Here is a 22,124-nt window from a genome sequence, read left to right on the forward strand (position 1 = left end):
AGCGGAAGGTCGTTCCGACCTTCAATCGCGAGCAAGCTCGCTCCCACAAGGGGACTGCATCTCACATCAGAATTTATTCGGTCGGCGGGGTTAGCTTCGCTTCCAGCTCCGCCACTTTCGTTTCAAGTGCCTCCAGCCGCGCCCGCGTGCGTGCCAGTACAACCATCTGGCTATCGAACTCTTCCCGACTCACCAGATCCAGTTTGCTGAAGCCGCTCTGCAGCAACATTTTGAACTGGCTTTCGATTTCGGCTTTCGGCAGCGGCGTGTCGCCGCTGAAGAGGCGGGAGGCGGTGCTGGTCAGGGCGTCGAGGAAGTCTTTTGGCGCGAGCATGGGCAATGTCCTGGAAACAATGACGGGCAGTGTATCACGCAGTGTCTATAGTCATTTCCGCGGGCAATGGATGCACGGTTTTCGCGCATCGGGATGGACGGCGTCGCACCGTTGTTGTGCGTAACGTGCCAGGTGTTGTCGCGAAGTATCCGCCATCCGCCGGTAAAGACTTGAAAACAGTCAGTTTTGTGGAGATGGCAAGCTTTCTGCTTAGTCCCTCGTGACCCATGCACTGATGCAGTCGCTGTGACGAATGCAGTGCGCCAAGCGAAACACGGGGAGTGCTTCGCAAGGAGCGGTTAGCTGGCGTCGGACGGGCAGGTAAGGCCGACGATGCGTTACAAAGCCAGGCACTGCGCTTAGACTTGAGACGGGTTTGTTTTCCTGGGGCAAGTCCACCAATTCGGGAGAGAGTTTTCATGAAGCTAGTCACTGCCATCATCAAGCCGTTCAAGCTGGACGACGTACGCGAGTCGCTGTCCGAGATCGGCGTGCAGGGCATTACCGTCACTGAAGTCAAAGGCTTTGGTCGGCAGAAGGGTCACACCGAGCTGTATCGCGGCGCGGAATACGTGGTCGATTTCCTGCCCAAGGTGAAGATCGACGTCGCTATCGACGACAAGGATCTGGACCGGGTAATCGAGGCCATCACCAAGGCTGCCAACACCGGCAAGATCGGTGACGGCAAGATCTTCGTGGTCAATCTGGAACAGGCGATTCGCATCCGTACCGGCGAAACCGATACCGACGCTATCTAAGCCGCCACAAACCCAACGCCCCAGGAGAAAACAATATGACTCTGCGTAAATTCGCAGGGCTAGGAGCCCTTTTGTCCCTCGTAATGCCCGGCCTGGCCATGGCGGCAGACGAAGTGGCGGCCCCAGTCCTCAATTCCGGCGATACCGCCTGGATGATGACCTCGACAGCCTTGGTGCTGTTCATGACCATTCCCGGCCTTGCGCTGTTCTACGGCGGCATGGTTCGGTCGAAAAACATTCTTTCCGTGATGATGCAGTGCTTCGCCATTACCGGTCTGATCAGCGTCCTGTGGGTTATTTATGGCTACAGCATCGCGTTCGACACCACTGGCATGGAGCAGGGCGTCGTCAACTTCAATTCGTTCTTCGGCAGCATGGGCAAGGCATTCCTCGCCGGCATCACGCCAGCCAGCCTGACCGGCCCTGCGGCGCTGTTCCCTGAGGCAGTGTTCGTCACCTTCCAGATGACCTTCGCGATCATCACCCCGGCGTTGATCGTCGGCGCCTTCGCCGAGCGGATGAAGTTCTCTGCGATGCTGGTCTTCATGGGCATCTGGTTCACCCTGGTTTACGCGCCGATTGCGCACATGGTCTGGTCCGGCAATGGCGGCCTGCTGTGGGACTGGGGCGTGCTGGACTTCGCCGGCGGCACCGTGGTGCACATCAACGCCGGTGTGGCCGGCCTGATTGCCTGCCTGGTGCTGGGTAAGCGCAAAGGCTTCCCGACCACGCCAATGGCGCCGCACAATCTCGGTTACACCCTGATGGGCGCGGCCATGCTGTGGGTCGGCTGGTTCGGTTTCAACGCCGGTTCCGCCGCTGCGGCCAACGGCACCGCCGGTATGGCGATGCTGGTGACGCAAATCGCTACCGCTGCTGCTGCGTTGGGCTGGATGTTTGCCGAGTGGGTCTCCCATGGCAAACCTAGCGCACTGGGTATCGCTTCGGGCGTGGTTGCCGGCCTGGTGGCAATCACCCCGGCTGCCGGTACCGTCGGCCCGATGGGCGCACTGGTAATCGGCCTGGCGGCTGGCGTGGTGTGCTTCTTCTGCGCGACCACCCTGAAACGCAAGCTCGGCTATGACGACTCCCTGGACGCCTTCGGCGTGCACGGTATCGGCGGTATCCTCGGCGCAATCCTGACCGGTGTGTTCGCCGCGCCGTCCCTGGGTGGCTTCGGCACCGTGACCGACATCGCCGCGCAAGTGTGGATTCAGTGCAAGGGCGTGGGTTTCACGGTGATCTACACCGCAATCGCCACGTTCATCATCCTCAAGGTGCTGGATGCGGTCATGGGGCTGCGGATCAACGAAGAAGAAGAAGCGGTCGGCATCGATCTGGCGCTTCACAACGAACGCGGCTACAACTTGTAAGCACGCGCATAACAAAACTTGCCCGGCTTGCCGGGCATTTTTTTGTCTGGAATTTGTCATTGAAGGGAGCGCTGAAAGGTTTTTTCCTACAGGTTTTGCGATGTTTGCTTCGGGTGATTTTGTGCGGTCGAAGGCTTACAGGATTGAAGGAATATTAGGGCCTTTGTTTTTTCCCAGAGCGCGCTAGAATGCGCCCCGAACGTGCGGAGAACTGTATGTGGCAACAGACTCTGATTACCTTGCGGGCGAGGCCCCGGGGCTTTCATCTGGTAACGGACGAGTTACTCGCCGGCCTGCCTGAACTCAAGGCATGTCGGGTCGGTCTGTTGCATTTGTGGCTGCAGCATACCTCGGCGTCGTTGACCATCAACGAGAACGCCGATCCGGCGGTACGTCGCGACTTCGAACGATTTTTCAATCGTCTGATCCCACAAGGAACAGACGGCTATGAGCATAACGACGAAGGCCTGGACGACCTCCCGGCGCACTTCAAGGCCAGCGTGCTTGGCTGTCAGCTCAGTTTGCCGATTTCGGCAGGCCGGTTGGCGTTGGGGACCTGGCAAGGCGTTTACCTGGGCGAGCACCGTGATCACGGCGGTGCCCGTAAAGTCCTCGCCACCGTGCACGGTGAAGGGGCATAACCGCTGGTCAGCAGCGGCTGTTGATTTTTTTCCGGCAGCCTTCGACAGAGGGCAAAGCTGGGCTATAACTAATCTGCTTTTCGCAAGTCATGAGGTAGAACATGAGCGACGATGATCTGGAAAACGACGACCTCGAAGTAGGCGACGACGACGAAACCGAAGAAGGTCTGGAAGCAGCGGCGGAAGACGTCGCTGAAGACGACGGCGGTGATGCGCCGGTTCCGACCGCCAAAGGCAAGGCCAAGGCAGCGGTATCGGTCGATGAGCTGCCGAGTGTCGAAGCCAAGAACAAAGAACGCGATGCCTTGGCCAAGGCCATGGAAGAGTTCCTGGCGCGTGGCGGCAAGGTGCAGGAAGTGGAGGCCAATGTGGTCGCCGATCCGCCCAAGAAGCCTGACAACAAGTACGGCAGCCGGCCTATCTGAGCCTGCTTCGCGCTTGCTGAAAAAGCCCGCCGTCGCTGCGGGCTTTTTCATGCCCGGAACAAAAAATATGAAACCTGTGGTGATCCCTGTGGGAGCGAGCTTGCTCGCGATGGCGGAGTGTCAGGCAACATTTATTTTGAATGTTAAGCCCTCATCGCGAGCAAGCTCGCTCCCACAGGTTTTGTGTCAGGCCGAAGCTTTGTTCCACCGCGCCAGCAACGCCGGTAACTCGGTCAGGCTGCCAATCTGCGCATCCGGCAGCCGGTCCGCTTCCCAGGCCTTGCCCGCCGGGTTGAACCAGATTGCGCGCAACCCCGCCTGCTGCGCACCGGCAATGTCATCACCCGGATGATCGCCGATATGCACCGCCGTTTCAGCGGTCGCGCCACCGCGCTGCAAAGCCTCCCGGAACAATCGCGCATCGGGTTTGGCGATGCCGATGTCTTCGGCGCACAACGCAAACTTGAAGTAGTCCGCCAGCCCCAGTCGCCGTACATCGGCGTTGCCATTGGTGACGACGCCGAGGGCGTAATGGTTGGCCAGCAACTCCAGGGTCGGTTGCACCTCCGGGAATATTTCCAGCTGATGCCGGGCATGCAGGAACACTTCGAAACTCTGGTCGGCCAGGTCCGACGCTTCGGCATGGGGATATCCGGCTTCTTCCAAAGCCTGGAACAACACGCGCCGGCGCAAGGCGCTGATGCGGTGCTTGAGGTTCGGCTCGATACTCAGGATGCGTTCGCGTATGGCCCACAAATGTTCCACCGGCACTGCACCCAGGTTGGGCGCATGTTCGGTCAACCATGCACGCAATACGGCTTCGGCGCTGACGATCACCGGGGCGGTGTCCCACAGGGTGTCGTCGAGGTCGAAGGTGATCAATTGAATACTCATGAATCGTCGCCTTTCATGCGTTTGGCCCGTGGGTGGGCGCTGTCGTAGACCGCTGCCAGATGCTGGAAGTCCAGGTGGGTGTAGATCTGCGTGGTCTTGATGTCCGAGTGTCCGAGCAGCTCCTGCACTGCCCGCAGGTCCTGGGAGGACTCCAGCAAATGGCTGGCGAAAGAGTGCCGCAGCATGTGCGGGTGCAGGTTCTGCCCCAGTTCGCGCTCGCCGGCAGCCTTGACCCGCACCTGAATCGCCCGCGGGCCGAGACGCCGGCCTTGCTGGCTGACAAACACCGCATCGTCCGCGGGGTTGGCCATGGCCCGCAGTGGCAGCCACTGTTCCAGCGCCTCGCGGGCCTTTTTGCCTACCGGCAGCAGGCGAGTCTTGCTGCCTTTACCAAGCACCTGGACCATGCCGTCGGCCAGGTCGAGCTGATCGAGATTGAGCCCCGTCAACTCCGACAGCCGCAGGCCGGAGGAATAGAACAGCTCGAGAATCGCCTGGTCCCGACGCGCCAGAAAGTCATCTTCAACCCCGCCTTCAAGCAGTTGCAGGGCGCGGTCGGTGTCGAGGGTTTTCGGCAGGCGGCGTTCGCCTTTGGGCGGCGCCAGGCCATTGGCCGGATCGTGGTCGCACAGGCCTTCGCGGTTCAGGTAGTGATAGAGCCCGCGAACGGCCGACAGCAATCGCGCCAGGCTGCGGGACGATTGCCCCTGGGCGTGCAGGCGGGCAATCAGGCTGCGCAGGCGCTGGATGTCCAGCGCCGCCCAGCTGCCGATATTCTGTTTGACGCACCAGCCCAGCACTTTATCGAGGTCACGGCGATAGGCCGACAGCGTGTGCGGCGACACCTGCCGCTCACTGCGCAGGTGTTCGCAGTAAGCGTCCAGTTGTCGTTCCATGTTCAGCGTACCGAGCGCAGGGAGTTGTTGACCCGTGGCAGCACGCGACCCATGACTTCAGCGATGTAGCTCAGGAACAAGGTGCCCACCGAGCTTTTGTAGTGCTGCGGATCGCGGCTGGCGATGGCCAGGATGCCGTGGATGCCCTGGTGGCTGATGGCAACCACCGCGGTGGAACCGATCTGCTTGCGCTGTTCTTCGCCGAACAGGAAGTCCAGTTCATGCTCGCGCAGGCTGCCGCTGACGCTTTTGTCTTCCGAGAGCAAGCCGCCAATGGCCACTTGTGCTTCGGCGTGAGTGGCCCAGCGGCCGACCGGCATGGCGTTGTCGCCAAGCAGGATGAGGCTGACGAAGGGCACCTGGAATTCCTGGCGCAGGCTGTCTTCGACGCACATCACCACGTCTTCCAGGCTGTTGGCGTCCATCAGCGCCAGGACCAAGCGACGGGTCTTGTCGAACAGCCGGTCGTTGTCCCGGGCCACATCCATCAAGTGCGACAGACGATGGCGCAGTTCAATGTTGCGGTCGCGCAGAATGGTCATCTGACGCTCCACCAGCGACACGGTATCACCGCGTCGATGGGGAATGCGCAGGGACGCAAGCAGCTCTTCGTGCTCGACGAAGAAGTCCGGATGAGCTTCCAGGTACGCGGCTACAGCCGCCGCCTCCAGGCTTTCGGACGGTGATTCGTCAGCTTGTCGTGCGGGTACTTGAGGCTTGTCGGTCATGGATTTCGCTCACTCAAAGACGCACTTGTCCTTCGTATACGCGTACTGCCGGGCCGGTCATCATCACCGGTTGGCCAGGGCCTGCCCATTCGATGGACAAGCGCCCGCCAGGCAGGTCGATCAATAGCGGCGAATCCATCCACCCCTGGCTGATCGCGGCCACTGCGGCGGCACAGGCGCCGGTTCCGCAAGCCTGGGTTTCCCCGGTTCCGCGTTCCCAGACGCGCAACTGTGCGCGGCTCCGGTCGATGACCTGGAGAAAACCGACATTGACCCGTGCCGGGAAGCGCGGGTGATGTTCGATTTTCGGCCCCAGTTCATGCACCGGCGCATTGTTGATATCGCTGACCCGCACCACGGCATGGGGGTTGCCCATGGATACCGCAGCCAGTTCGACCGGGGTGCCGTCGACGTCGACCTGATAACTCTTGGCCTGCTCCGTTGCCTGGAACGGAATATCCGCCGGCACCAGGCGCGGCGCGCCCATGTTGACGCTGATCTGGCCGTCGTTGCGGATGTCCAGTTCGATGATGCCGCTTTTGGTCTCAACGCGAATCTGCCGCTTGGCGGTCAAGCGCTTGTCGAGCACGAAGCGGGCGAAGCAGCGCGCACCGTTGCCGCACTGTTCCACTTCGGAGCCGTCAGCGTTGAAGATCCGGTAGCGGAAATCCACGTCCGGATTGCTCGGTGCCTCGACAATCAGTAACTGGTCGAAACCGACGCCGGTGTGCCGGTCGCCCCATTGTTTGGCGTGCTTGGGCAGAATGTGCGCGTGCTGGCTGACCAGGTCGAGGACCATGAAGTCATTACCCAGGCCGTGCATTTTGGTAAAACGCAGCAGCATGGTTTTACTCCGGCAGCAGGCTTTCGCCAGCAAACAACTCGGCTACCGTCTCACGGCGACGCACTTCAAATGCCTGATCACCATCCACCAACACTTCAGCGGTACGGCCGCGGGTGTTGTAGTTGGAACTCATGACAAACCCGTAGGCGCCGGCCGAATGCACGGCCAGCAGGTCGCCTTCCTCCAGAGCCAGCTGACGATCCTTGGCCAGGAAGTCGCCGGTCTCGCAGATCGGGCCGACGATGTCGTAGGCACGGGCCGCGGTTTGACGCGGACGCACGGCCGTGACGTCCATCCAGGCCTGGTACAGCGCCGGGCGGATCAGGTCGTTCATGGCGGCGTCGACAATGGCGAAGTCTTTGTGCTCGGTGTGCTTGAGGTATTCGACCTGGGTCAGCAATACGCCGGCGTTGGCGACGATGAAGCGGCCCGGTTCGAACACCAGCGCCAGGTCACGACCGTCGAGGCGTTCGCGCACGGCCTTGATGTAGTCGCCGGCCAATGGCGGCTCCTCGTCCTTGTATCGCACGCCGAGGCCGCCACCGAGATCGATGTGGCGCAGGTAGATGCCGCAATCGCCGAGGCGGTCGACCAGGCCCAGCAGGCGGTCGAGGGCATCGATGAACGGTGGCAGGGTGGTCAGTTGCGAACCGATGTGGCAATCGACGCCGACCACTTCCAGGTTCGGCAATTGCGCGGCACGCACGTACACGTCTTCGGCGTCGGCAATGGCGATGCCGAACTTGTTCTCTTTGAGACCGGTGGAAATGTACGGGTGGGTACCGGCATCGACGTCCGGGTTCACGCGCAGCGAAATCGGCGCGCGAACGCCCAGTTCGGCAGCGACCACTTGCAGGCGTTCGAGCTCGTCGGTGGATTCGACGTTGAAGCAGTGCACACCGACTTCCAGGGCACGCCGCATGTCGTCACGGGTCTTGCCGACGCCGGAGAACACGATCTTGTCGGCGCTGCCGCCAGCGGCCAGTACGCGTTCCAGTTCGCCACGGGAGACGATGTCGAAACCGGCGCCCAGACGCGCCAGGACATTCAGTACACCCAGGTTGGAGTTGGCCTTGACCGCGAAGCACACCAGGTTCGGCATGCCGGCCAGTGCATCGGCGTAAGCCAGGTATTGGGCTTCGATGTGTGCACGGGAGTAAACGTAGGTCGGTGTACCAAAGCGCTCGGCGATGGCAGACAGGGCAACACCTTCCGCGAACAGTTCACCGTCACGGTAGTTAAAAGCGTCCATGAGGTTCCCTTATTAGTAGACGTCGTGCTTGTGTGCTTTCGAGGCAGGCTGCTGTTGCGACGACTTGGCTTGCTCGGCAGGGTCCTGGTCTTCATCGGGCAGGTAAAGCGGGCCTTTTTGACCGCAGGCCGACACAAGGCAGGCAACCGCGAGGAGCGCAGCAAAGGAAGAGATCAGGCGCTTCATGGCGAAATCCTTGAAAATGCATTAATTGCGCCGGAGTATACCGGCCACCCGGCAGCTTGCCTATGCAACGGGGCTCCCGTCCGGCGGGGCTTGGCCCGATGCCGGTAACATAAGTGCAATCCATTGTGGGAGTGGGCTTGCTCGCGAATACGCTGTATCAGTCAATGCAGATGTCGACTGGCACTGCGCATTCGCGAGCAAGCCCGCTCCCACAGACGGCCGCTTGGTCGTTATCCTTTGCATTCGACGGGGCTCGGTCGTATCTTGCGGCGCTTGAGCCTGATCAGACACTTTTTGAGGTTGCCGTAATGAGTTTGTCCGAAGCGCGTTTCCACGACCTGGTCGATGCCACCCAGCAAACCCTGGAGGACATCTTTGACGAGAGCGACCTGGACATCGACCTCGAAAGCTCGGCCGGTGTGCTGACCGTCAAGTTCGAGAACGGCACTGCGCTGATCTTCAGTCGCCAGGAGCCGCTGCGTCAGCTGTGGCTGGCGGCGGTGTCCGGTGGTTTCCACTTCGACTATGACGAAGAAAGCGAGCGCTGGATGTGTGACAAGAGCGAAGAGCAGTTGGGTGAAATGCTCGAGCGTATCGTCAAGCAACAGGCTGACGTCGATCTCGATTTCGAAGGCCTGTGAGATCGTGACCCAGCCTGCGCCTGTCCGTCCGCCCAAGCCGCTCTACAGCAATGTCAGCCCGGCGGTACCGTCGCCGTGCAGCGGTGTGTGTCGGCTGGATGAGCAGAAAGTCTGCCTGGGCTGCTTGCGCCATGTCGAAGACATCCGCGAATGGCGCTCGGCGGACGATGATCGCCGCCGCGTCATCTGCGCCCAGGCAGCGCAACGCAAAGCCGCCATTTAACGCCGTAACGCGATCCGTAGCAGCTGGCGAAGCCTGCTGCTACAAGGTGCATGGTCGGACCTGACTTGTATATTTTTTGAGCTGTGATAGTGTCCAGATACGCCTCAACCCATCGAGGCTTGTGAAAACCCCGCCTTTTTCTGGCGGGGTTTTGCTTTTTTTGTGCAGAAGAAAGGAGTCTGCCCTGATCATGACCGCACCTTCTATCACCCTTACCCGTCTGGACGTCCAGCGTCTGCAGCGTCTGATCGACAGCCTGGATGACACGCTGCCGGGCGTTATCGCGTTGCAAACCGAGCTGGATCGCGCCGATACCGTAGTCGGCCACGATGAAGTGCCCGCCGATGTCGTGACCATGAATTCCCGTGTGCATTGCCGCGAAGAAGGCAGTGGCAAGGACTACCACCTGACCCTGGTGTACCCCAAGGATGCGAATGCCGACGAAGGCAAGGTCTCGATCCTGGCGCCGGTGGGCAGTGCGCTGCTCGGCCTGAAGGTTGGCCAGCATATCGATTGGCCGGCTCCGGGCGGCAAGACCCTGAAGCTGACGTTGCTGGAAGTCGAGTCGCAGCCGGCCAATGGCGGCGACTTCCCGGAGTGAGATCCCCCTCAGACCTGATCGAGCGCCTCGTTCAATGCGTGCTCCAGGTCAGTTTTGTAGCGCAGGTACAGATGGGTGGAACTCTGTCCTTCGCCGAGCAGGCCTGACAGGTCGAGGTCGGTGATGTAGCAGCGGTAGCGTTCGGTTTCCCGGCGCTGCCCGACGATTTCCCGGGCGACCACACTGAACAGTTGGTCGCCATGCTCCAGCTCGGAAAACTCCCTTTGATTGCAATACAGCGAGACCTGCACCTGACCCGGTGTGGCTTTGCCGACGATCGCCTGCACGTCGTAGAACGGTTTATTCACTGGCGTCTGCGGTGCTGGCCGGGCTTCGATGCGTCGCGCCCGGCCAGGGCCTGACGGCAGCAACTGGCAATACAGGGTGTCGAGGTTCGGCGGGTGCGCCGCGTCCATCGGCAACAAGGCATCGCGACGATACTGGATCGATTGCAGGAAGCGCTGCAGCGGCACCAGCAGGCTTTGCTCGTCGTGCCAGGGCAGGCGTTGCTGCCACAGGGCATTGAACTCATCGAGCACGTACAGATCGGCCTGATCTTCGTTGACCCGGTAGAACACTTGAATGCAGTCCGGCTGGCCCGTTGGCAGGAACAGCGCAAGGTCGTGGTCTTCCAGTGCCTTCGGGTCCAGGTGCAACGGGCTGTAGCTCGCCATTTCCTCGCCCAGGTAATCGATCAGCGCCGGCAGAGTGGCCAGCGCGATGTGCTGGACCTGGCCCGGCAGCAACTCCAGCACGTGGTAGTGCTGCTGGACCTGGATCAGGTAGCGATGATTGAGCCGGCTCAGCAGCAGGTTCTGCGCGGTATCGAGGATTTCTTCCACCCGTTGGGCGATGAACTGCGCGCGGTTATGACAGAAGCAACGCACCCGCAGCTTCGGCTGTTGCGGCCCGGCCGGCAGGTTGTTGAGGTAGTCGCGGATGCAGTCGAGCAGGGCATGGGGGCCGTCGTAGCGACCGACCAGCACTTCGTTCCAGCTGTTGAGCGTGACCCGGTCCAGCGTCAGCACCAGATTCTCCCGGACGCCGGCGTAGCTCAGGGAGTCGGTGCGTTCGGTGGTCATGAGGATGTTCAGGTCGCGATGGTGCTTGAGCGGATCGATGCCGACATTCACCAGAATCAGTACTTCACTCGGCACGCTGGCGCGCAGCAGAGGTTCCTCGGCGACGGTGGGCAAGGGCAGGGCGATGGTCTGTTGCAGGCTGCCGAGCAGGTTGAACAGCTCGAACTCGCTCAAGTCACTGGTGCCGGGGTGCAAGGCCAGGCGGGTACTGCTGTCGATCACGCCATTGCGATGGCACCAGGTCAACAGTTCCAGCAAGTGGCGGCAGCGTTTGATGGGCGCGAAATGCTCCCACTCCAGCGCCGTCAGGCTGCCGTTGTACAAGCCCCACTGGTCTTGCCCCGGTTCTTTCTTGTTCGGCGCGTGCACCAGCGTCAGGGTGTCTTCAGCCAGGTCCGGGGCAATACCGGGGTTGATGAACTCGACCTTGCCGGCCTTGCGCTCGAAAGCGGCGTACAGCCGACGGCCGAGGACACTCAGGTCGCGCTTGTTGATGCGGCTGACCGTTTGCTCCTGTCGGGCAAACTGGGTGAGGAAGCGGTAGCTGTAGTTCAGCTCATTGACCAAGGCCCGCCGCTCGGAACTGACCTGGCGGACTTTCCACTGGCTGCGGCTGTCGAGCAGGGCCAGTTGGCGCTGGTCCCAATGCCATTCATGGGCCAGGCGCTCAAGCAAAGAGCGCTGCCAGCTCTGGGTGCGGCTGTTGCCGGTGAGTTTGCGATTGACCTTCAGGTACAACGCACGACGCACCAGTTCCAACCGTTCCGGTTCGTTGCGGGCGATCAGATATTCCTCGATGCGCCGGTACACCACGACGTACGGATCCAGTTCGTCGAGGTCGAGCCGGTTGGCGAACACCGCTTGTTTGAAGCGCAGGCTCAGGCAATGGACCCTGGGATGTTCACTGGCATAAACCTCGGTCAGCAACAGCTTGAGTACCGATTTGTAGGGCGACTCGATGCCCTTGAACAACTGCCAGAGCCCGGCGCCGATAAATTCGCCGGGCGGGATGAAGGCCAGGTTGCCGAGGTCGAGGGTTTCATCGGCACGGATGAAGCGTTTGGAGATCAAGGTATGGGTGTAGCGGTCGTAGCTCGATTCTTCGTAGACCGGCACCAGCCACCAGATCGGTGTCCGCCCGGCGAGCCAGATCGCGGTGCGGTAAAACTCGTCCAGCAACAGGTAGTGCTGGGTGGTACCGCAATCTTCCGAGCTCAGTTGGGTATCGCGCTCACCACGGACGAAACGGGTCGGGTCGATCAGGAAAAAATGCGCCTCGGCGCCCTGGCTGGCGGCCCAGGCTTCCAGCAACTGGCATTTTTTGCGCAGTTCGGCGAGTTCGTTCTCGGTCAGGTCCGGTCCATGGCAGACCCACACATCCATGTCGCTCTGGTCGGCCTGCGCCAGGGTACCGAGGCTGCCCATCAGGAACAGTCCGTGAATCGGTCGTGGCGGGTTGCTGCCGTGGCGCGGTTTGTAGGAAAACGAACGGGTCAGGCGCTGGGCTTCTGTGAGGACATTGGCATCCGGCTCGAAATTCGACAGCCCCGCCGGCGTACTGCCGGAAACGTAGCCGGGCAATAGCGGATGATTAACGTGGAAAAACAGCGGCAGCAAGGTCAGGACCCCTTGCTGGCGGGTCGACAGCCCTTCCATGGCACGAGCCATGCGTCCTTCGTTGAGTTTCAGAAACCGTGCGCGCAGCTGGCTGAGAACCTTGCGGTCGATTCCCTCGTCCAGGTCAGGGCGAATTTCATGGGTGCGCGTCATGTCAGCTCAAACCGGCTCGCAGGGCTCGGACGTGGGAGTCTCAGGTGAGGGGCAGTTTAGCGTCTCGGACACGGGACTTTTAAGCTGATTTTGAATTTCTGGCGTCAGATTTCTATCGGCTGGAGACAAAAATCAGGGGAATGTGCCCGCGGAAATCCCTGGATCGGGGTCTCCGTGGGCGATGCGGCAGAATTCAGGCTGTTACTTCGGCGTTAAGAATGGTCAGCACGGATTGCACATTTTGCGCGGCGTCACGACCCAGGCTGGTCAGGTAACCGCCATCAGGCTGGTCGGTCAGTTCTTTTTCAAAGAGGCGTTTGGCGGCGGCAATGTGTTTCGGGGCAGCGGTCTGATGAATTTTCAAACCTTCCTGGGAACTGTCCAGGTTGAAGAGGGCAAGGACTTCCAGTTCGGCAACCAACTCAGGGGTAAGCGACATAAGGACTCCAGACTTTCTAGGAATTGGACGACAGCGCCCCTAAGGTGAACCCGCTTGTCCGGCATGTCCAGTGCTCGCGACAGGGTTTTTTGTCTCTGTAGGAGCGAGCTTGCTCGCGAAAAACCTGAGAGCGCCACGGGGCAGCTGGTTTTACGCATCATCGTTGACGACCTTCGTCGGAACGCCGCCCGGAGCAAGCTCGCTCCTGCAGGGGGGGGAGTCGCGGGGGTTACTGCTTTTCCGGCGGCAACTCGGGCAATGCGCGCAGCGCAGCTTCGTACCATTCGGTATTGAATGCGCGGTCTTCTTCGAGGATCGCGTCGATTTCTACCGCCAAGACGTGAGCCATCAGGTTGAGGATTTCTTCCCGCTCGTAACCCACCAGGGTCAGCTTGTTGAACGTCGCCTTGGCCGCTGGCGGATTGTCGCTTTCGATCTGGTTTTCGATGGCCTGGATCAGGGTACTTTCGGCGAACTCTTCTTCGTCGTTGTCGATATCGTTCAGCTCGCTCATGGCAGGCTCCTCAAGGAAAGGTGGCCAGTTTAACCGCATTCAGCCGCGCGATGCTGCTGGCAAGAATCCCCGGAGCGTTCTATAAACAGGCACCGCCCACCCCGCACGGCCTGGAGGCTATGTGATGTTTAAACTTTATGGATTTTGTGTCAGCAACTACTACAACATGGTCAAGCTGGCGTTGCTGGAAAAAGGCCTGCCGTTCGAGGAGGTCATGTTTGTCCCGACCCAGACCCCGGAGTCATTGGCGATCAGCCCGCGGGGCAAGGTTCCGGTGCTGGGCGTCGAGCAGGGCTACATCAACGAAACCAGTGTGATTCTCGAGTACATCGAACAATCCCAAAAGGGCAAGCCGCTGCTGCCGAATGAGCCGTTTGCGCGCGCGCAGGTGCTGGCGTTGGCCAAGGAAATCGAGCTGTACATCGAACTGCCGGCGCGTGCCTGCTTCCCGGAGGCATTTTTTGGCATGACGGTGCCGGAGGCGATTAAGGAAAAGAGCAAGGCTGAGTTGCTACTGGGGTTTGCCTCCCTGGCCAGGCACGGCAAATTCGCCCCTTATGTGGCTGGAGAAAGCTTGAGCATTGCCGATCTGTACTTCCAGTACAGCGTGCCGCTGGCGTGTGGTGTGGCGCACAAGTTGTTCGGCATTGATTTGTTGGCTGAAATGCCGAAGGCCAAGGCGTTGCTGGAGCGGTTGGGGGAAAACCCGAACGTGCAGCGCGTGGCGGCGGACCGGGAAGCGGCGATGCCGGCGTTCATGGCAATGATTGCGGCCAAAAAGTAAACGATCGGTCGGGCCAGAGTGGGTTCAGGAGATTCGCAATCTTTTGACTTACTTCGCCCCGGCCCTTGCCGGACAGAGACTTGGGTCAATGTCGTCGTATACGGCAACAACCCGGTCATTCCTGTTTCGCAGGCAGCGGTTAACTTGAGCATCGAACCTGCGTGGTCAAGGAGACCCATCGATGCTCAAACTCTATGGTTTTGCGGCCAGTAATTATTTCAACATGGTCAAACTGGCACTTATGGAAAAAGCCCTGCCATTTGAAACCGTGCCCTTTCATGGCTGCCAGAATCCGCAAATCCTCGCCGTCAGTCCTCGTGGGAAAGTTCCGGTGCTGGAGACGGAACAAGGGTTTCTAAGCGAAACCGACGCCATCCTCGATTACCTCGAAGAGGCCCAGCCAGGCATTGCCCTGTTACCGGGCGAACCGTTTGCACGGGCGGGTGTGCGGGCGTTGGCCAAGGAGATCGAGCTGTACATCGAGTTGCCGGCGCGAGTCTGTTACGTCGAGGTGTTTTTTGGCGGGCGGCCGACGCCCGAAGCACTGAAAGCCAAGGCGGGGCGGGATCTGGTCAAGGGGTTTACGGCGTTGAAACAACGGGCGCGGTTTGCACCGTATGCGGCGGGTGAACGGTTTACCCTGGCCGATCTGTATTTTCTCTACAGCGTCGATCTGGCCGTGGAAGTCGGGAAGCGTTTGTTCGATGTCGACTTTCTGTCCGGCATGCCGGCAGCCCGTGCGTTGCTGGAGCGCCTGGCCGAGAATCCCAATGTGCAGAAAATCGCCGCGGACAGGCTGGCTGAGGCGCCTGCCTTTCTGGAGCGGGTGCGGGCGCCGGGTCGCACGCCGGGTTGAACGTGTTGCGCTCGATGGCCGGGTGGCCATCGAGCGCGGACGCTACGTGTCAGCGGCTGGCGAGCAACGCCTGGCCACGAACCACGGCAGCCTTGACCTGCGCCGGCGCGGTGCCGCCGATGTGGTTACGGGCATTGACCGAGCCTTCGAGGGTCAGCACGGCGAACACGTCCTGATCGATCTGGTCGCTGAACTTGCGCAGTTCTTCCAGGCTCATTTCCGCCAGGTCCTTGCCGCTATCCACGCCGTATTTCACGGCATGACCAACGATTTCGTGGCAATCACGGAAGGGCAGGCCGCGACGCACCAGGTAGTCGGCCAGGTCAGTGGCGGTGGAGAAGCCGCGCAGGGCCGCTTCGCGCATCATCGCGTGCTTGGGCTTGATCGCCGGAACCATGTCGGCAAAGGCCCGCAGCGAGTCGCGCAGGGTGTCGGCAGCGTCGAACAGCGGTTCCTTGTCTTCCTGGTTGTCCTTGTTGTAGGCCAGAGGCTGGCCTTTCATCAGGGTCAACAGGCCCATCAGTGCGCCGAACACGCGACCGGTCTTGCCACGCACGAGCTCCGGCACGTCCGGGTTTTTCTTTTGCGGCATGATCGAGCTGCCGGTGCAGAAACGGTCGGGCAGATCGATGAACTGGAATTGCGCGCTGGTCCACAGCACCAGTTCTTCGGAGAAACGCGACAGGTGCATCATCGCGATGCTGGCGGCCGAGCAGAACTCGATGGCGAAATCGCGATCGGAGACGTTATCCAGCGAATTGCCGCCAACCGCGTCGAAACCCAGCAGTTGGGCGGTGTATTCACGATCGATCGGGTAGGTGGTGCCGGCCAGCGCCGCGCTGCCCAGCGGCATGCGGTTGGTGCGCTTGCGGCAGTCGACCAGGCGCTCGTAGTCACGGCTGAGCATCTCGAACCAGGCCAGCATGTGGTGCCCGAAAGTCACTGGCTGTGCAGTCTGCAAGTGGGTGAAACCCGGCATGATGCTGGCGGCTTCGCGCTCGGCCTGTTCCAGCAGGCCTTTTTGCAGGCGGGTGATTTCAGCCAGGATCAGATCGATTTCGTCACGCAGCCACAGACGGATGTCGGTGGCGACCTGATCGTTACGGCTGCGGCCGGTATGCAGTTTTTTACCGGTCACGCCGATGCGGTCGGTCAGTCGCGCCTCGATGTTCATATGCACGTCTTCGAGGTCAATGCGCCAGTCGAACTGGCCGGCCTCGATTTCACCCTGGATGGTCTTCAGGCCATCGATAATGCTGTCGCGCTCGGCATCGGTCAGCACGCCGACCTTGGCCAGCATGGTGGCGTGGGCGATCGAGCCCATGATGTCGTGGCGATACAGGCGCTGGTCGAAAGTGACGGAGGCGGTGAAGCGGGCGACGAAGGCGTCGACGGGTTCACTGAAGCGGCCGCCCCAGGACTGATTGGTCTTGTCAGTGCTCATGAATTCGCTCGTATCGGCTTGAGGTAAGAATGCGTGGAACGCTGGCGCGGATAATAACAGGGTTGCCAATCCTGTCGCTGACACTGGTCGACACGTTTTTTTCCCGGGGGCGAGCCCAGGTCCGGGTAAGGCCCGCACATTTTTGCTCAACGATATTTTCCAATTGATCTATATCGTCCCGGCAACCGTCTACAGTTGGACAGTAGGGTCAGCGCACTTCTCGGTGCAGCCACTGACTATTAAGAAGAGAGGGTGTTCATGTCGCCAATGCGGGCCGGGGTCGCCAATCGCCCGGCAGATGAAAATTTAGCCACCGGACCAGCGGCACTTTTTGACGCTCGCGCTAGTCTTAGCGTGGATCGCGGTGACGGACGTCACTTCACCTGTCTACGCTATCCTTGTGCGAGACTCACGCAGGAATCCAGCGCAATATGAATGTCCTGATCGTTGATGACGAACCCTTGGCCCGCGAGCGCCTGAGCCGTATGGTTGGCGAACTCGAGGGATACAGTGTCCTGGAGCCTAGCGCCACGAATGGCGAAGAGGCGTTGGCACTGATCGACAGCCACAAGCCGGATATCGTGCTGCTTGATATCCGCATGCCGGGCCTCGATGGCCTGCAAGTGGCTGCACGGTTGTGCGAACGCGAAACCCCACCCGCCGTAGTGTTCTGCGCCGGGCCCGATGAATTTGCCGTGGAAGCCTTACAGGCCAGCGCTGTAGGCTATCTGGTGAAACCTGTGAGAACTGAACAATTACATGACGCATTAAAGAGAGCCGAGCGCCCCAACCGTGCCCAACTCGCAGCCCTGACCCGCCCTGCTGCCGAAAGCGGCAGCGGCCCGCGCAGCCATATCAGTGCCCGAACCCGTAAAGGGATCGAGCTGATTCCGCTGGATCAGGTGGTGTACTTCATTGCCGACCACAAGTACGTGACCTTGCGCCATGAAACCGGCGAAGTGTTGCTCGATGAGCCGCTCAAGGCACTTGAGGACGAATTCGGTGACCGTTTCGTGCGTATCCATCGCAACGCACTGGTCGCCCGCGAGCGTATCGAGCGACTGCAACGCACACCCCTGGGGCATTTTCAGCTGTTCCTCAAAGGCCTCAACGGTGATGCGCTGATCGTCAGCCGACGCCATGTGGCTGGCGTGCGCAGAATGATGCAACAGCTCTAAAAGCTGTCCGCAGGTGAATTTCACACCCGATTGCCGGACATCCGGGGCCAGGGAGGCCGGGCAGTATCCGATACAAGTCAAAGTGGATTTGGCTGAGATGTTATTATCTGCCGTATCTATTCAGTACGGATTGATCCATGTCCTCTCGTCAGATCCGCATCGCCACTCGCAAAAGCGCTCTCGCCCTGTGGCAGGCCGAATACGTCAAAGCCCGCCTTGAAGCGGCTCATCCGGGCCTGCGGGTGACCCTCGTTCCCATGGTCAGCCGTGGCGACAAGCTGCTTGACTCGCCGCTGTCGAAAATCGGCGGCAAGGGCCTGTTCGTCAAGGAGCTCGAAACCGCGCTGCTGGACAATGAAGCCGACATCGCCGTGCACTCGATGAAGGACGTGCCGATGGACTTCCCCGAAGGTCTCGGCCTGTACTGCATTTGCGAACGGGAAGACCCGCGCGACGCCTTCGTTTCCAACACCTACACCAGCCTGGATGAGTTGCCTCAGGGCAGCATCGTCGGCACCTCCAGCCTGCGTCGCCAGGCCCAGTTGTTGACCCGTCGTCCGGACCTGGAAATCCGCTTTTTGCGCGGCAACGTCAACACCCGGCTGGCCAAGCTCGATGCCGGTGAATACGACGCCATCATCCTCGCCGCGGCCGGCCTGATTCGCCTGGGCTTTGAAGATCGCATCACTTCGGCCATCAGTGTCGACGACAGCCTTCCGGCCGGTGGCCAGGGCGCGGTGGGTATCGAATGTCGCAGCGCCGACAGTGAAATTCATGCGTTGCTGGCGCCGCTGCATCACCAGGACACCGCCACCCGCGTGACCGCCGAGCGTGCCCTCAACAAGCACCTCAATGGTGGCTGCCAGGTACCGATTGCCTGCTACGCCGTGCTGGAAGGTGAGCAAATCTGGTTGCGCGGGCTGGTGGGCGATCCAGGCGGTGGCCGGCTGCTCAGCGCACAAGCCCGTGCACCTCGCGCCGACGCCGAGGCGCTGGGTGTGCGAGTGGCCGAAGACCTTCTCAGCCAGGGTGCCGACGACATTCTCAAGGCGGTCTATGGCGAGGCTGGTCACGAGTGACCGGTTGGCGCTTGCTGCTGACACGTCCCGCCGATGAGTCGGCGGCGCTGGGCAGTCTTTTGGCCGAGCAGGGGATATTCAGTAACAGTCTGCCGCTTTTGGACATCGTGCCCATTGCGACCACTGACACAATGCGCCAGGTGATTCTGGCGCTGGATCAGTTCTGCGCCGTCATTGTTGTCAGCAAGCCGGCCGCCCGGATCGGCGTCGAGCTGCTCGACCGGTATTGGCCAACGCCGCCCGGTGTGAAGTGGTTCAGCGTCGGCGCGGCGACGGCACAGATCCTCGAGGATCACGGGTTGGACGTGAGCTTCCCGGCAGATGGCGATGACAGTGAAGCCTTGCTCGAACTTTCCCGACTGCGCGAGGCTATTGCACAACCCGATCCGCGAGTACTGATCCTGCGCGGGGAAGGTGGGCGCGAGTTGCTGGCGGAGCGTTTGCGTGAGCTTGATGTTAGTGTCGAGTATCTGGAACTGTACCGCCGGGCATTGCCGAGTTATCCACCGAGAGCGCTGCCGGAACGGATCCAGGCGGAACGCCTGAACGGGCTGGTGGTCAGCAGTGGACAAGGTTTTGAGCACCTGCATCAATTGGCCGGCGACGCCTGGCCGCAGTTGGCGCAGTTGCCGTTGTTTGTACCAAGCCCCAGGGTTGCCGAGATGGCACGTGCCGCCGGGGCCAGAACAGTTGTGGATTGTCGCGGTGCCAGTGCCGCGGCCTTGCTGACGGCGTTACGGGAGCATCCCGTACCCGTTTTCTAATGCAAAGGATGGATACGTGAGCGAAACAGCCTTGCCTAAAGATGACTCGCGACCGGTGCTCGATGCACCGTTTGATGCTCCTGTTGATGAAATGCCGCCACCAGCTGCCGTGCAGCGTCGAGGCAATGGTCTGGCAATCATCGCGCTGCTGCTGGGTGCGGCCGGTGTCGCGGTGGGCGGTTGGGGTGTCTGGCAGGTGCGTCACCTGCAAGCCAATAATCAGCAACAGCTGAGCCAGGTACAGGCGTTGAATGACCAGGCGCAAAACCTCAAGCTCAATGAGGAGCGCCTGAGCGCACGCCTGGCGCAATTGCCTCCCGCCGATGAACTGGAGGCACGCAGCCGTCTGGTGATTCAGCTGCAAGGAGATCAGCAGCGGCTGAACCAGCGGCTGGAAACCGTACTCGGCGCCAGTCGCAAGGACTGGCGTCTGGCAGAGGCCGAGCACCTGCTGCGTCTGGCCAGCCTGCGACTGTCCGCCTTGCAGGACATCAGCAGCGCCCAGGCACTGGTACAAGGCGCCGACGAGATACTGCGCGAGCAGAACGACCCGGGCGCCTTTGCCGCTCGCGAGCAGGTAGCCAAGACACTGATCGCCTTGCGCAGCACCGAACAGCCCGATCGCACCGGGCTGTTTCTGCGTCTGGGCGCGTTGCGCGAGCAGGTGGCCAGCCTCACCGAGCTGGCCCCTGAGTACAAGGACCGTGGCGATTCGTTGCTGGGCCTGACCGCCGATGGCGACGGTGCCAGTCGCTGGGCGCAGTGGTGGGATCAGATTTCGCGCTACATCCGTATCGATTTCAATGCCGACAAAAACGTTCGTCCATTGCTGGCCGGCCAGAGCCTGAGTCAGGTGCGCCTGGCCCTGAGCCTGGCACTGGAGCAGGCGCAGTGGGCCGCACTCAATGGTCAGGCCGCGGTTTACTCCCAGGTGCTGGACGAAGCGCGGGACATCCTCAAGGGCAACTTCAACCCGGACAACGCGCAAAGCAAAGTCATGCTTGAGCAGGTAGCTGAGTTGAGCAAGCAACCCGTCACCGTAGTCACGCCAGATTTGACTGGCACCCTGAGCGCGGTGCAGGGGTATCTGGAGCGACGTAACGTCAATGCCGAGGACTCGGTCAAGCCAATGGCCAAGCCTGCCGCGAACACCGCGCCGGAGGCCACGCCATGAAACGCCTCTATGTGATCGTGTTCCTCGTTATCGCCGCTGCCGCTGCGCTGGGGCTGGCGATTGCCGAACACTCCGGTTACGTGCTGATTGCCTACAAGACCTTCCGCTATGAGTCGAGCCTGTGGGCTACCCTGGCGCTGGTGGCTGTACTCTGGCTGGTGATCTGGGGCATCAAGTCGTTGGTCGAACTGGTGATGGCTTCCAGTGGCGTGGTCAATCCATGGTCGCGGCGAAACCGCAGCCGTCGGGTGCAGGTGGCGATCGAGCACGGCCAGCTGGACCTGGCCGAGGGTCGCTGGGCCAGCGCGCAACGTCATTTGCATCGGGCAGCCGAAGCCGAGCGCCAGCCGCTGCTTTACTACCTCGGTGCGGCCCGTGCCGCGAACGAACAAGGCAATTACGAAGAAAGCGACAACCTTCTGGAGCGCGCCCTTGAGCGTCAACCTCAGGCCGAGTTGGCGATCGCCTTGAGCCACGCCCAGTTGCAGACCGACCGCGGCGATACCGAAGGCGCCCTTGCAACCCTGCAAGCCATGCGCGAACGCCATCCTCGCAACGCGCAGACTCTGCGTCAGTTGCAGCGCCTGCTTCAACAGCGTGGTGACTGGTCGGCAGTGATTCGCCTGCTGCCGGAGCTGCGCAAGGACAAAGTCCTGCCGGCGGCCGAACTCGCCGAGCTGGAGCGTCGGGCCTGGGAGGCGAACCTGTCTCTGGCGGCGCAACGGGAAGAAGACGGAACGGTGGGGCAGCAATCGCTCGAACGTGCCTGGCAGCAACTGACCTCGGCACAGCGTCAGGAGCCGCAACTGGTGCTCGCGTATGCCGAGCAATTGCGGCAATTGGGGGCTCAGGTCGAGGCCGAAGAAGTGCTGCGCACTGCTCTCAAGCGCAGCTACGACAGTCATCTGGCACGTCTCTACGGATTGGTTCGCGGCAAGGATCCGGTCCGCCAGTTACAGGCCGCCGAAGGCTGGCTCAAGGATCATCCGGCCGATCCTGGCCTGCTGCTGACACTGGGTCGTCTATGCCTGCAAAACAGTTTGTGGGGCAAAGCCCGGGACTATCTGGAAAGCAGCCTGCGTGTGCAACGCAATCCGGAAGCTTGTGCGGAGCTGGCGCGGTTGCTGGCGCAAATGGGCGATACCGAGCGCAGTAACCAGCTGTTTCAGGAAGGCCTGGGTTTGTTGGACAAGCGCTTGCTCGCTGCCCCTCTGCCAGTGCCAATCCGCGCTTGACCCATTCGC

Annotated in this window: 25 protein-coding genes and 1 pseudogene; 15 read left to right on the top strand and 11 right to left on the bottom strand. The window is 61.0% G+C overall.

Going from position 1 to position 22,124, the window contains the following annotated elements:
• Positions 1 to 73: 73 nt before the first annotated feature.
• Positions 74 to 334 (bottom strand): accessory factor UbiK family protein, encoded by a 261-nt coding sequence (locus ABIA48_RS15645; protein ID WP_429489773.1) that lies wholly within the window; start codon positions 332 to 334, stop codon positions 74 to 76.
• A gap of 419 nt (positions 335 to 753) precedes the next feature.
• Between ABIA48_RS15645 and glnK the strand changes: the two genes are divergently transcribed.
• The 4 genes from glnK to sutA all read left to right on the top strand — a co-directional run bounded on the left by glnK (position 754) and on the right by sutA (position 3,531).
• The gene (glnK, locus tag ABIA48_RS15650) at positions 754 to 1,092 is read left to right on the top strand and encodes a P-II family nitrogen regulator (protein WP_002555808.1); all 339 of its coding nucleotides are present in this window, start codon (positions 754 to 756) and stop codon (positions 1,090 to 1,092) included.
• Positions 1,093 to 1,127: 35 nt separating this feature from the next.
• A complete protein-coding gene (locus tag ABIA48_RS15655; RefSeq protein ID WP_429489775.1) occupies positions 1,128 to 2,465 on the top strand; it encodes an ammonium transporter in 1,338 nt (445 codons plus the stop codon).
• Positions 2,466 to 2,680: 215 nt separating this feature from the next.
• On the top strand, positions 2,681 to 3,106 hold the full coding sequence (locus ABIA48_RS15660; RefSeq protein WP_007989493.1) for a secondary thiamine-phosphate synthase enzyme YjbQ: 426 nt from the start codon (positions 2,681 to 2,683) through the stop codon (positions 3,104 to 3,106).
• A 101-nt stretch (positions 3,107 to 3,207) separates the two neighbouring features.
• Positions 3,208 to 3,531 carry a transcriptional regulator SutA gene (sutA, locus tag ABIA48_RS15665; RefSeq protein WP_007980816.1) on the top strand — a complete coding sequence of 108 codons (324 nt, stop codon included), beginning with the start codon at positions 3,208 to 3,210 and terminating at the stop codon, positions 3,529 to 3,531.
• Positions 3,532 to 3,717: 186 nt separating this feature from the next.
• On the opposite strand, the gene ABIA48_RS15670 is transcribed toward sutA, so the two are convergent.
• From ABIA48_RS15670 to lptM, 6 genes are read right to left on the bottom strand one after another with little or no spacing between them, the layout of a single operon-like run.
• Positions 3,718 to 4,425: an HAD family hydrolase gene (locus tag ABIA48_RS15670; protein WP_429489778.1), complete on the bottom strand. Its 708-nt coding sequence runs from the start codon at positions 4,423 to 4,425 to the stop codon at positions 3,718 to 3,720.
• Entirely contained in the window at positions 4,422 to 5,321 is a 900-nt protein-coding gene (xerC, locus tag ABIA48_RS15675) for a tyrosine recombinase XerC (protein ID WP_008015515.1), read from the bottom strand. Before xerC ends, ABIA48_RS15670 begins: the two co-directional genes overlap by 4 nt.
• A 2-nt stretch (positions 5,322 to 5,323) precedes the next feature.
• Positions 5,324 to 6,049: a DUF484 family protein gene (locus ABIA48_RS15680; RefSeq protein ID WP_429489780.1), complete on the bottom strand. Its 726-nt coding sequence runs from the start codon at positions 6,047 to 6,049 to the stop codon at positions 5,324 to 5,326.
• Positions 6,050 to 6,062: 13 nt separating this feature from the next.
• A complete protein-coding gene (gene dapF / locus ABIA48_RS15685; protein WP_007989473.1) occupies positions 6,063 to 6,893 on the bottom strand; it encodes a diaminopimelate epimerase in 831 nt (276 codons plus the stop codon).
• Positions 6,894 to 6,897: 4 nt separating this feature from the next.
• Positions 6,898 to 8,145: a diaminopimelate decarboxylase gene (gene lysA / locus ABIA48_RS15690; RefSeq protein ID WP_310055714.1), complete on the bottom strand. Its 1,248-nt coding sequence runs from the start codon at positions 8,143 to 8,145 to the stop codon at positions 6,898 to 6,900.
• Between the two features lie 12 nt (positions 8,146 to 8,157).
• Entirely contained in the window at positions 8,158 to 8,331 is a 174-nt protein-coding gene (gene lptM, locus ABIA48_RS15695) for an LPS translocon maturation chaperone LptM (RefSeq protein ID WP_429489783.1), read from the bottom strand.
• A 308-nt stretch (positions 8,332 to 8,639) separates the two neighbouring features.
• Here lptM and cyaY point away from each other — a divergent pair, with 308 nt between their 5' ends.
• From cyaY to rnk, 3 genes are all read left to right on the top strand, one after another.
• Positions 8,640 to 8,972 (top strand): iron donor protein CyaY, encoded by a 333-nt coding sequence (gene cyaY / locus ABIA48_RS15700; RefSeq protein ID WP_429489785.1) that lies wholly within the window; start codon positions 8,640 to 8,642, stop codon positions 8,970 to 8,972.
• Positions 8,973 to 8,976: 4 nt separating this feature from the next.
• Complete coding sequence (locus tag ABIA48_RS15705; RefSeq protein ID WP_310055720.1) at positions 8,977 to 9,195, top strand: DUF1289 domain-containing protein; 219 nt, start codon at positions 8,977 to 8,979, stop codon at positions 9,193 to 9,195.
• 190 nt (positions 9,196 to 9,385) lie between these two features.
• A complete protein-coding gene (rnk, locus tag ABIA48_RS15710; protein ID WP_429489788.1) occupies positions 9,386 to 9,796 on the top strand; it encodes a nucleoside diphosphate kinase regulator in 411 nt (136 codons plus the stop codon).
• An 8-nt stretch (positions 9,797 to 9,804) separates the two neighbouring features.
• On the opposite strand, the gene ABIA48_RS15715 is transcribed toward rnk, so the two are convergent.
• From ABIA48_RS15715 to ABIA48_RS15725, 3 genes are all read right to left on the bottom strand, one after another.
• The gene (locus ABIA48_RS15715; protein ID WP_429489790.1) at positions 9,805 to 12,648 is read right to left on the bottom strand and encodes a class I adenylate cyclase; all 2,844 of its coding nucleotides are present in this window, start codon (positions 12,646 to 12,648) and stop codon (positions 9,805 to 9,807) included.
• Between the two features lie 193 nt (positions 12,649 to 12,841).
• Entirely contained in the window at positions 12,842 to 13,087 is a 246-nt protein-coding gene (locus ABIA48_RS15720) for a TIGR02647 family protein (RefSeq protein WP_007980796.1), read from the bottom strand.
• A gap of 229 nt (positions 13,088 to 13,316) precedes the next feature.
• Positions 13,317 to 13,601, bottom strand: coding sequence for a hypothetical protein (locus ABIA48_RS15725; protein WP_007992234.1), 285 nt, complete (start codon positions 13,599 to 13,601; stop codon positions 13,317 to 13,319).
• A gap of 124 nt (positions 13,602 to 13,725) precedes the next feature.
• Between ABIA48_RS15725 and ABIA48_RS15730 the strand changes: the two genes are divergently transcribed.
• Entirely contained in the window at positions 13,726 to 14,385 is a 660-nt protein-coding gene (locus tag ABIA48_RS15730; protein ID WP_429489792.1) for a glutathione S-transferase, read from the top strand.
• A gap of 181 nt (positions 14,386 to 14,566) precedes the next feature.
• Positions 14,567 to 15,241: a glutathione S-transferase family protein gene (locus tag ABIA48_RS15735; RefSeq protein ID WP_429489794.1), complete on the top strand. Its 675-nt coding sequence runs from the start codon at positions 14,567 to 14,569 to the stop codon at positions 15,239 to 15,241.
• 49 nt (positions 15,242 to 15,290) lie between these two features.
• Here the strand turns inward: ABIA48_RS15735 and argH are convergent, their stop codons facing one another.
• A complete protein-coding gene (gene argH, locus ABIA48_RS15740) occupies positions 15,291 to 16,685 on the bottom strand; it encodes an argininosuccinate lyase (protein ID WP_007992239.1) in 1,395 nt (464 codons plus the stop codon).
• Between the two features lie 321 nt (positions 16,686 to 17,006).
• Here argH and ABIA48_RS15745 point away from each other — a divergent pair.
• From ABIA48_RS15745 to ABIA48_RS15770, 6 genes and pseudogenes are all read left to right on the top strand, one after another.
• A pseudogene (locus tag ABIA48_RS15745) lies at positions 17,007 to 17,120 on the top strand (sensor histidine kinase); the annotation flags it as partial.
• Positions 17,117 to 17,863 carry a LytR/AlgR family response regulator transcription factor gene (locus ABIA48_RS15750; RefSeq protein ID WP_007992241.1) on the top strand — a complete coding sequence of 249 codons (747 nt, stop codon included), beginning with the start codon at positions 17,117 to 17,119 and terminating at the stop codon, positions 17,861 to 17,863. The pseudogene ABIA48_RS15745 and the gene ABIA48_RS15750, both read left to right, overlap by 4 nt.
• A 137-nt stretch (positions 17,864 to 18,000) precedes the next feature.
• On the top strand, positions 18,001 to 18,942 hold the full coding sequence (hemC, locus tag ABIA48_RS15755; protein ID WP_007992243.1) for a hydroxymethylbilane synthase: 942 nt from the start codon (positions 18,001 to 18,003) through the stop codon (positions 18,940 to 18,942).
• Positions 18,939 to 19,706, top strand: coding sequence for a uroporphyrinogen-III synthase (locus tag ABIA48_RS15760; RefSeq protein ID WP_429489797.1), 768 nt, complete (start codon positions 18,939 to 18,941; stop codon positions 19,704 to 19,706). Before hemC ends, ABIA48_RS15760 begins: the two co-directional genes overlap by 4 nt.
• 16 nt (positions 19,707 to 19,722) lie before the next feature.
• Positions 19,723 to 20,880, top strand: a complete 1,158-nt coding sequence (locus ABIA48_RS15765; protein ID WP_429489799.1) for a uroporphyrinogen-III C-methyltransferase — start codon at positions 19,723 to 19,725, stop codon at positions 20,878 to 20,880.
• The gene (locus ABIA48_RS15770) at positions 20,877 to 22,115 is read left to right on the top strand and encodes a heme biosynthesis protein HemY (RefSeq protein WP_429489801.1); all 1,239 of its coding nucleotides are present in this window, start codon (positions 20,877 to 20,879) and stop codon (positions 22,113 to 22,115) included. The genes ABIA48_RS15765 and ABIA48_RS15770 overlap by 4 nt, the downstream gene beginning before the upstream one ends.
• Positions 22,116 to 22,124: the final 9 nt, after the last annotated feature.

This window comes from Pseudomonas sp. S30_BP2TU TE3576, assembly GCF_050436025.1.
Lineage (GTDB): Bacteria > Pseudomonadota > Gammaproteobacteria > Pseudomonadales > Pseudomonadaceae > Aquipseudomonas.

Bases quoted from the DNA above. Each gene is read 5' to 3' on its own strand.
- rnk (WP_429489788.1), top strand. From the start codon at position 9,386: ATGACCGCACCTTCTATCACCCTTACCCGTCTGGACGTCCAGCGTCTG.
- ABIA48_RS15730 (WP_429489792.1), top strand. From the start codon at position 13,726: ATGTTTAAACTTTATGGATTTTGTGTCAGCAACTACTACAACATGGTC.
- glnK (WP_002555808.1), top strand. From the start codon at position 754: ATGAAGCTAGTCACTGCCATCATCAAGCCGTTCAAGCTGGACGACGTA.
- ABIA48_RS15645 (WP_429489773.1), bottom strand. From the start codon at position 334: ATGCTCGCGCCAAAAGACTTCCTCGACGCCCTGACCAGCACCGCCTCC.
- lptM (WP_429489783.1), bottom strand. From the start codon at position 8,331: ATGAAGCGCCTGATCTCTTCCTTTGCTGCGCTCCTCGCGGTTGCCTGC.
- ABIA48_RS15655 (WP_429489775.1), top strand. From the start codon at position 1,128: ATGACTCTGCGTAAATTCGCAGGGCTAGGAGCCCTTTTGTCCCTCGTA.
- ABIA48_RS15725 (WP_007992234.1), bottom strand. From the start codon at position 13,601: ATGAGCGAGCTGAACGATATCGACAACGACGAAGAAGAGTTCGCCGAA.
- cyaY (WP_429489785.1), top strand. From the start codon at position 8,640: ATGAGTTTGTCCGAAGCGCGTTTCCACGACCTGGTCGATGCCACCCAG.
- hemC (WP_007992243.1), top strand. From the start codon at position 18,001: ATGTCCTCTCGTCAGATCCGCATCGCCACTCGCAAAAGCGCTCTCGCC.
- ABIA48_RS15680 (WP_429489780.1), bottom strand. From the start codon at position 6,049: ATGACCGACAAGCCTCAAGTACCCGCACGACAAGCTGACGAATCACCG.
- ABIA48_RS15720 (WP_007980796.1), bottom strand. From the start codon at position 13,087: ATGTCGCTTACCCCTGAGTTGGTTGCCGAACTGGAAGTCCTTGCCCTC.
- ABIA48_RS15735 (WP_429489794.1), top strand. From the start codon at position 14,567: ATGCTCAAACTCTATGGTTTTGCGGCCAGTAATTATTTCAACATGGTC.
- lysA (WP_310055714.1), bottom strand. From the start codon at position 8,145: ATGGACGCTTTTAACTACCGTGACGGTGAACTGTTCGCGGAAGGTGTT.
- argH (WP_007992239.1), bottom strand. From the start codon at position 16,685: ATGAGCACTGACAAGACCAATCAGTCCTGGGGCGGCCGCTTCAGTGAA.
- ABIA48_RS15660 (WP_007989493.1), top strand. From the start codon at position 2,681: ATGTGGCAACAGACTCTGATTACCTTGCGGGCGAGGCCCCGGGGCTTT.
- ABIA48_RS15715 (WP_429489790.1), bottom strand. From the start codon at position 12,648: ATGACGCGCACCCATGAAATTCGCCCTGACCTGGACGAGGGAATCGAC.
- xerC (WP_008015515.1), bottom strand. From the start codon at position 5,321: ATGGAACGACAACTGGACGCTTACTGCGAACACCTGCGCAGTGAGCGG.
- ABIA48_RS15770 (WP_429489801.1), top strand. From the start codon at position 20,877: ATGAAACGCCTCTATGTGATCGTGTTCCTCGTTATCGCCGCTGCCGCT.
- ABIA48_RS15750 (WP_007992241.1), top strand. From the start codon at position 17,117: ATGAATGTCCTGATCGTTGATGACGAACCCTTGGCCCGCGAGCGCCTG.
- sutA (WP_007980816.1), top strand. From the start codon at position 3,208: ATGAGCGACGATGATCTGGAAAACGACGACCTCGAAGTAGGCGACGAC.
- dapF (WP_007989473.1), bottom strand. From the start codon at position 6,893: ATGCTGCTGCGTTTTACCAAAATGCACGGCCTGGGTAATGACTTCATG.
- ABIA48_RS15670 (WP_429489778.1), bottom strand. From the start codon at position 4,425: ATGAGTATTCAATTGATCACCTTCGACCTCGACGACACCCTGTGGGAC.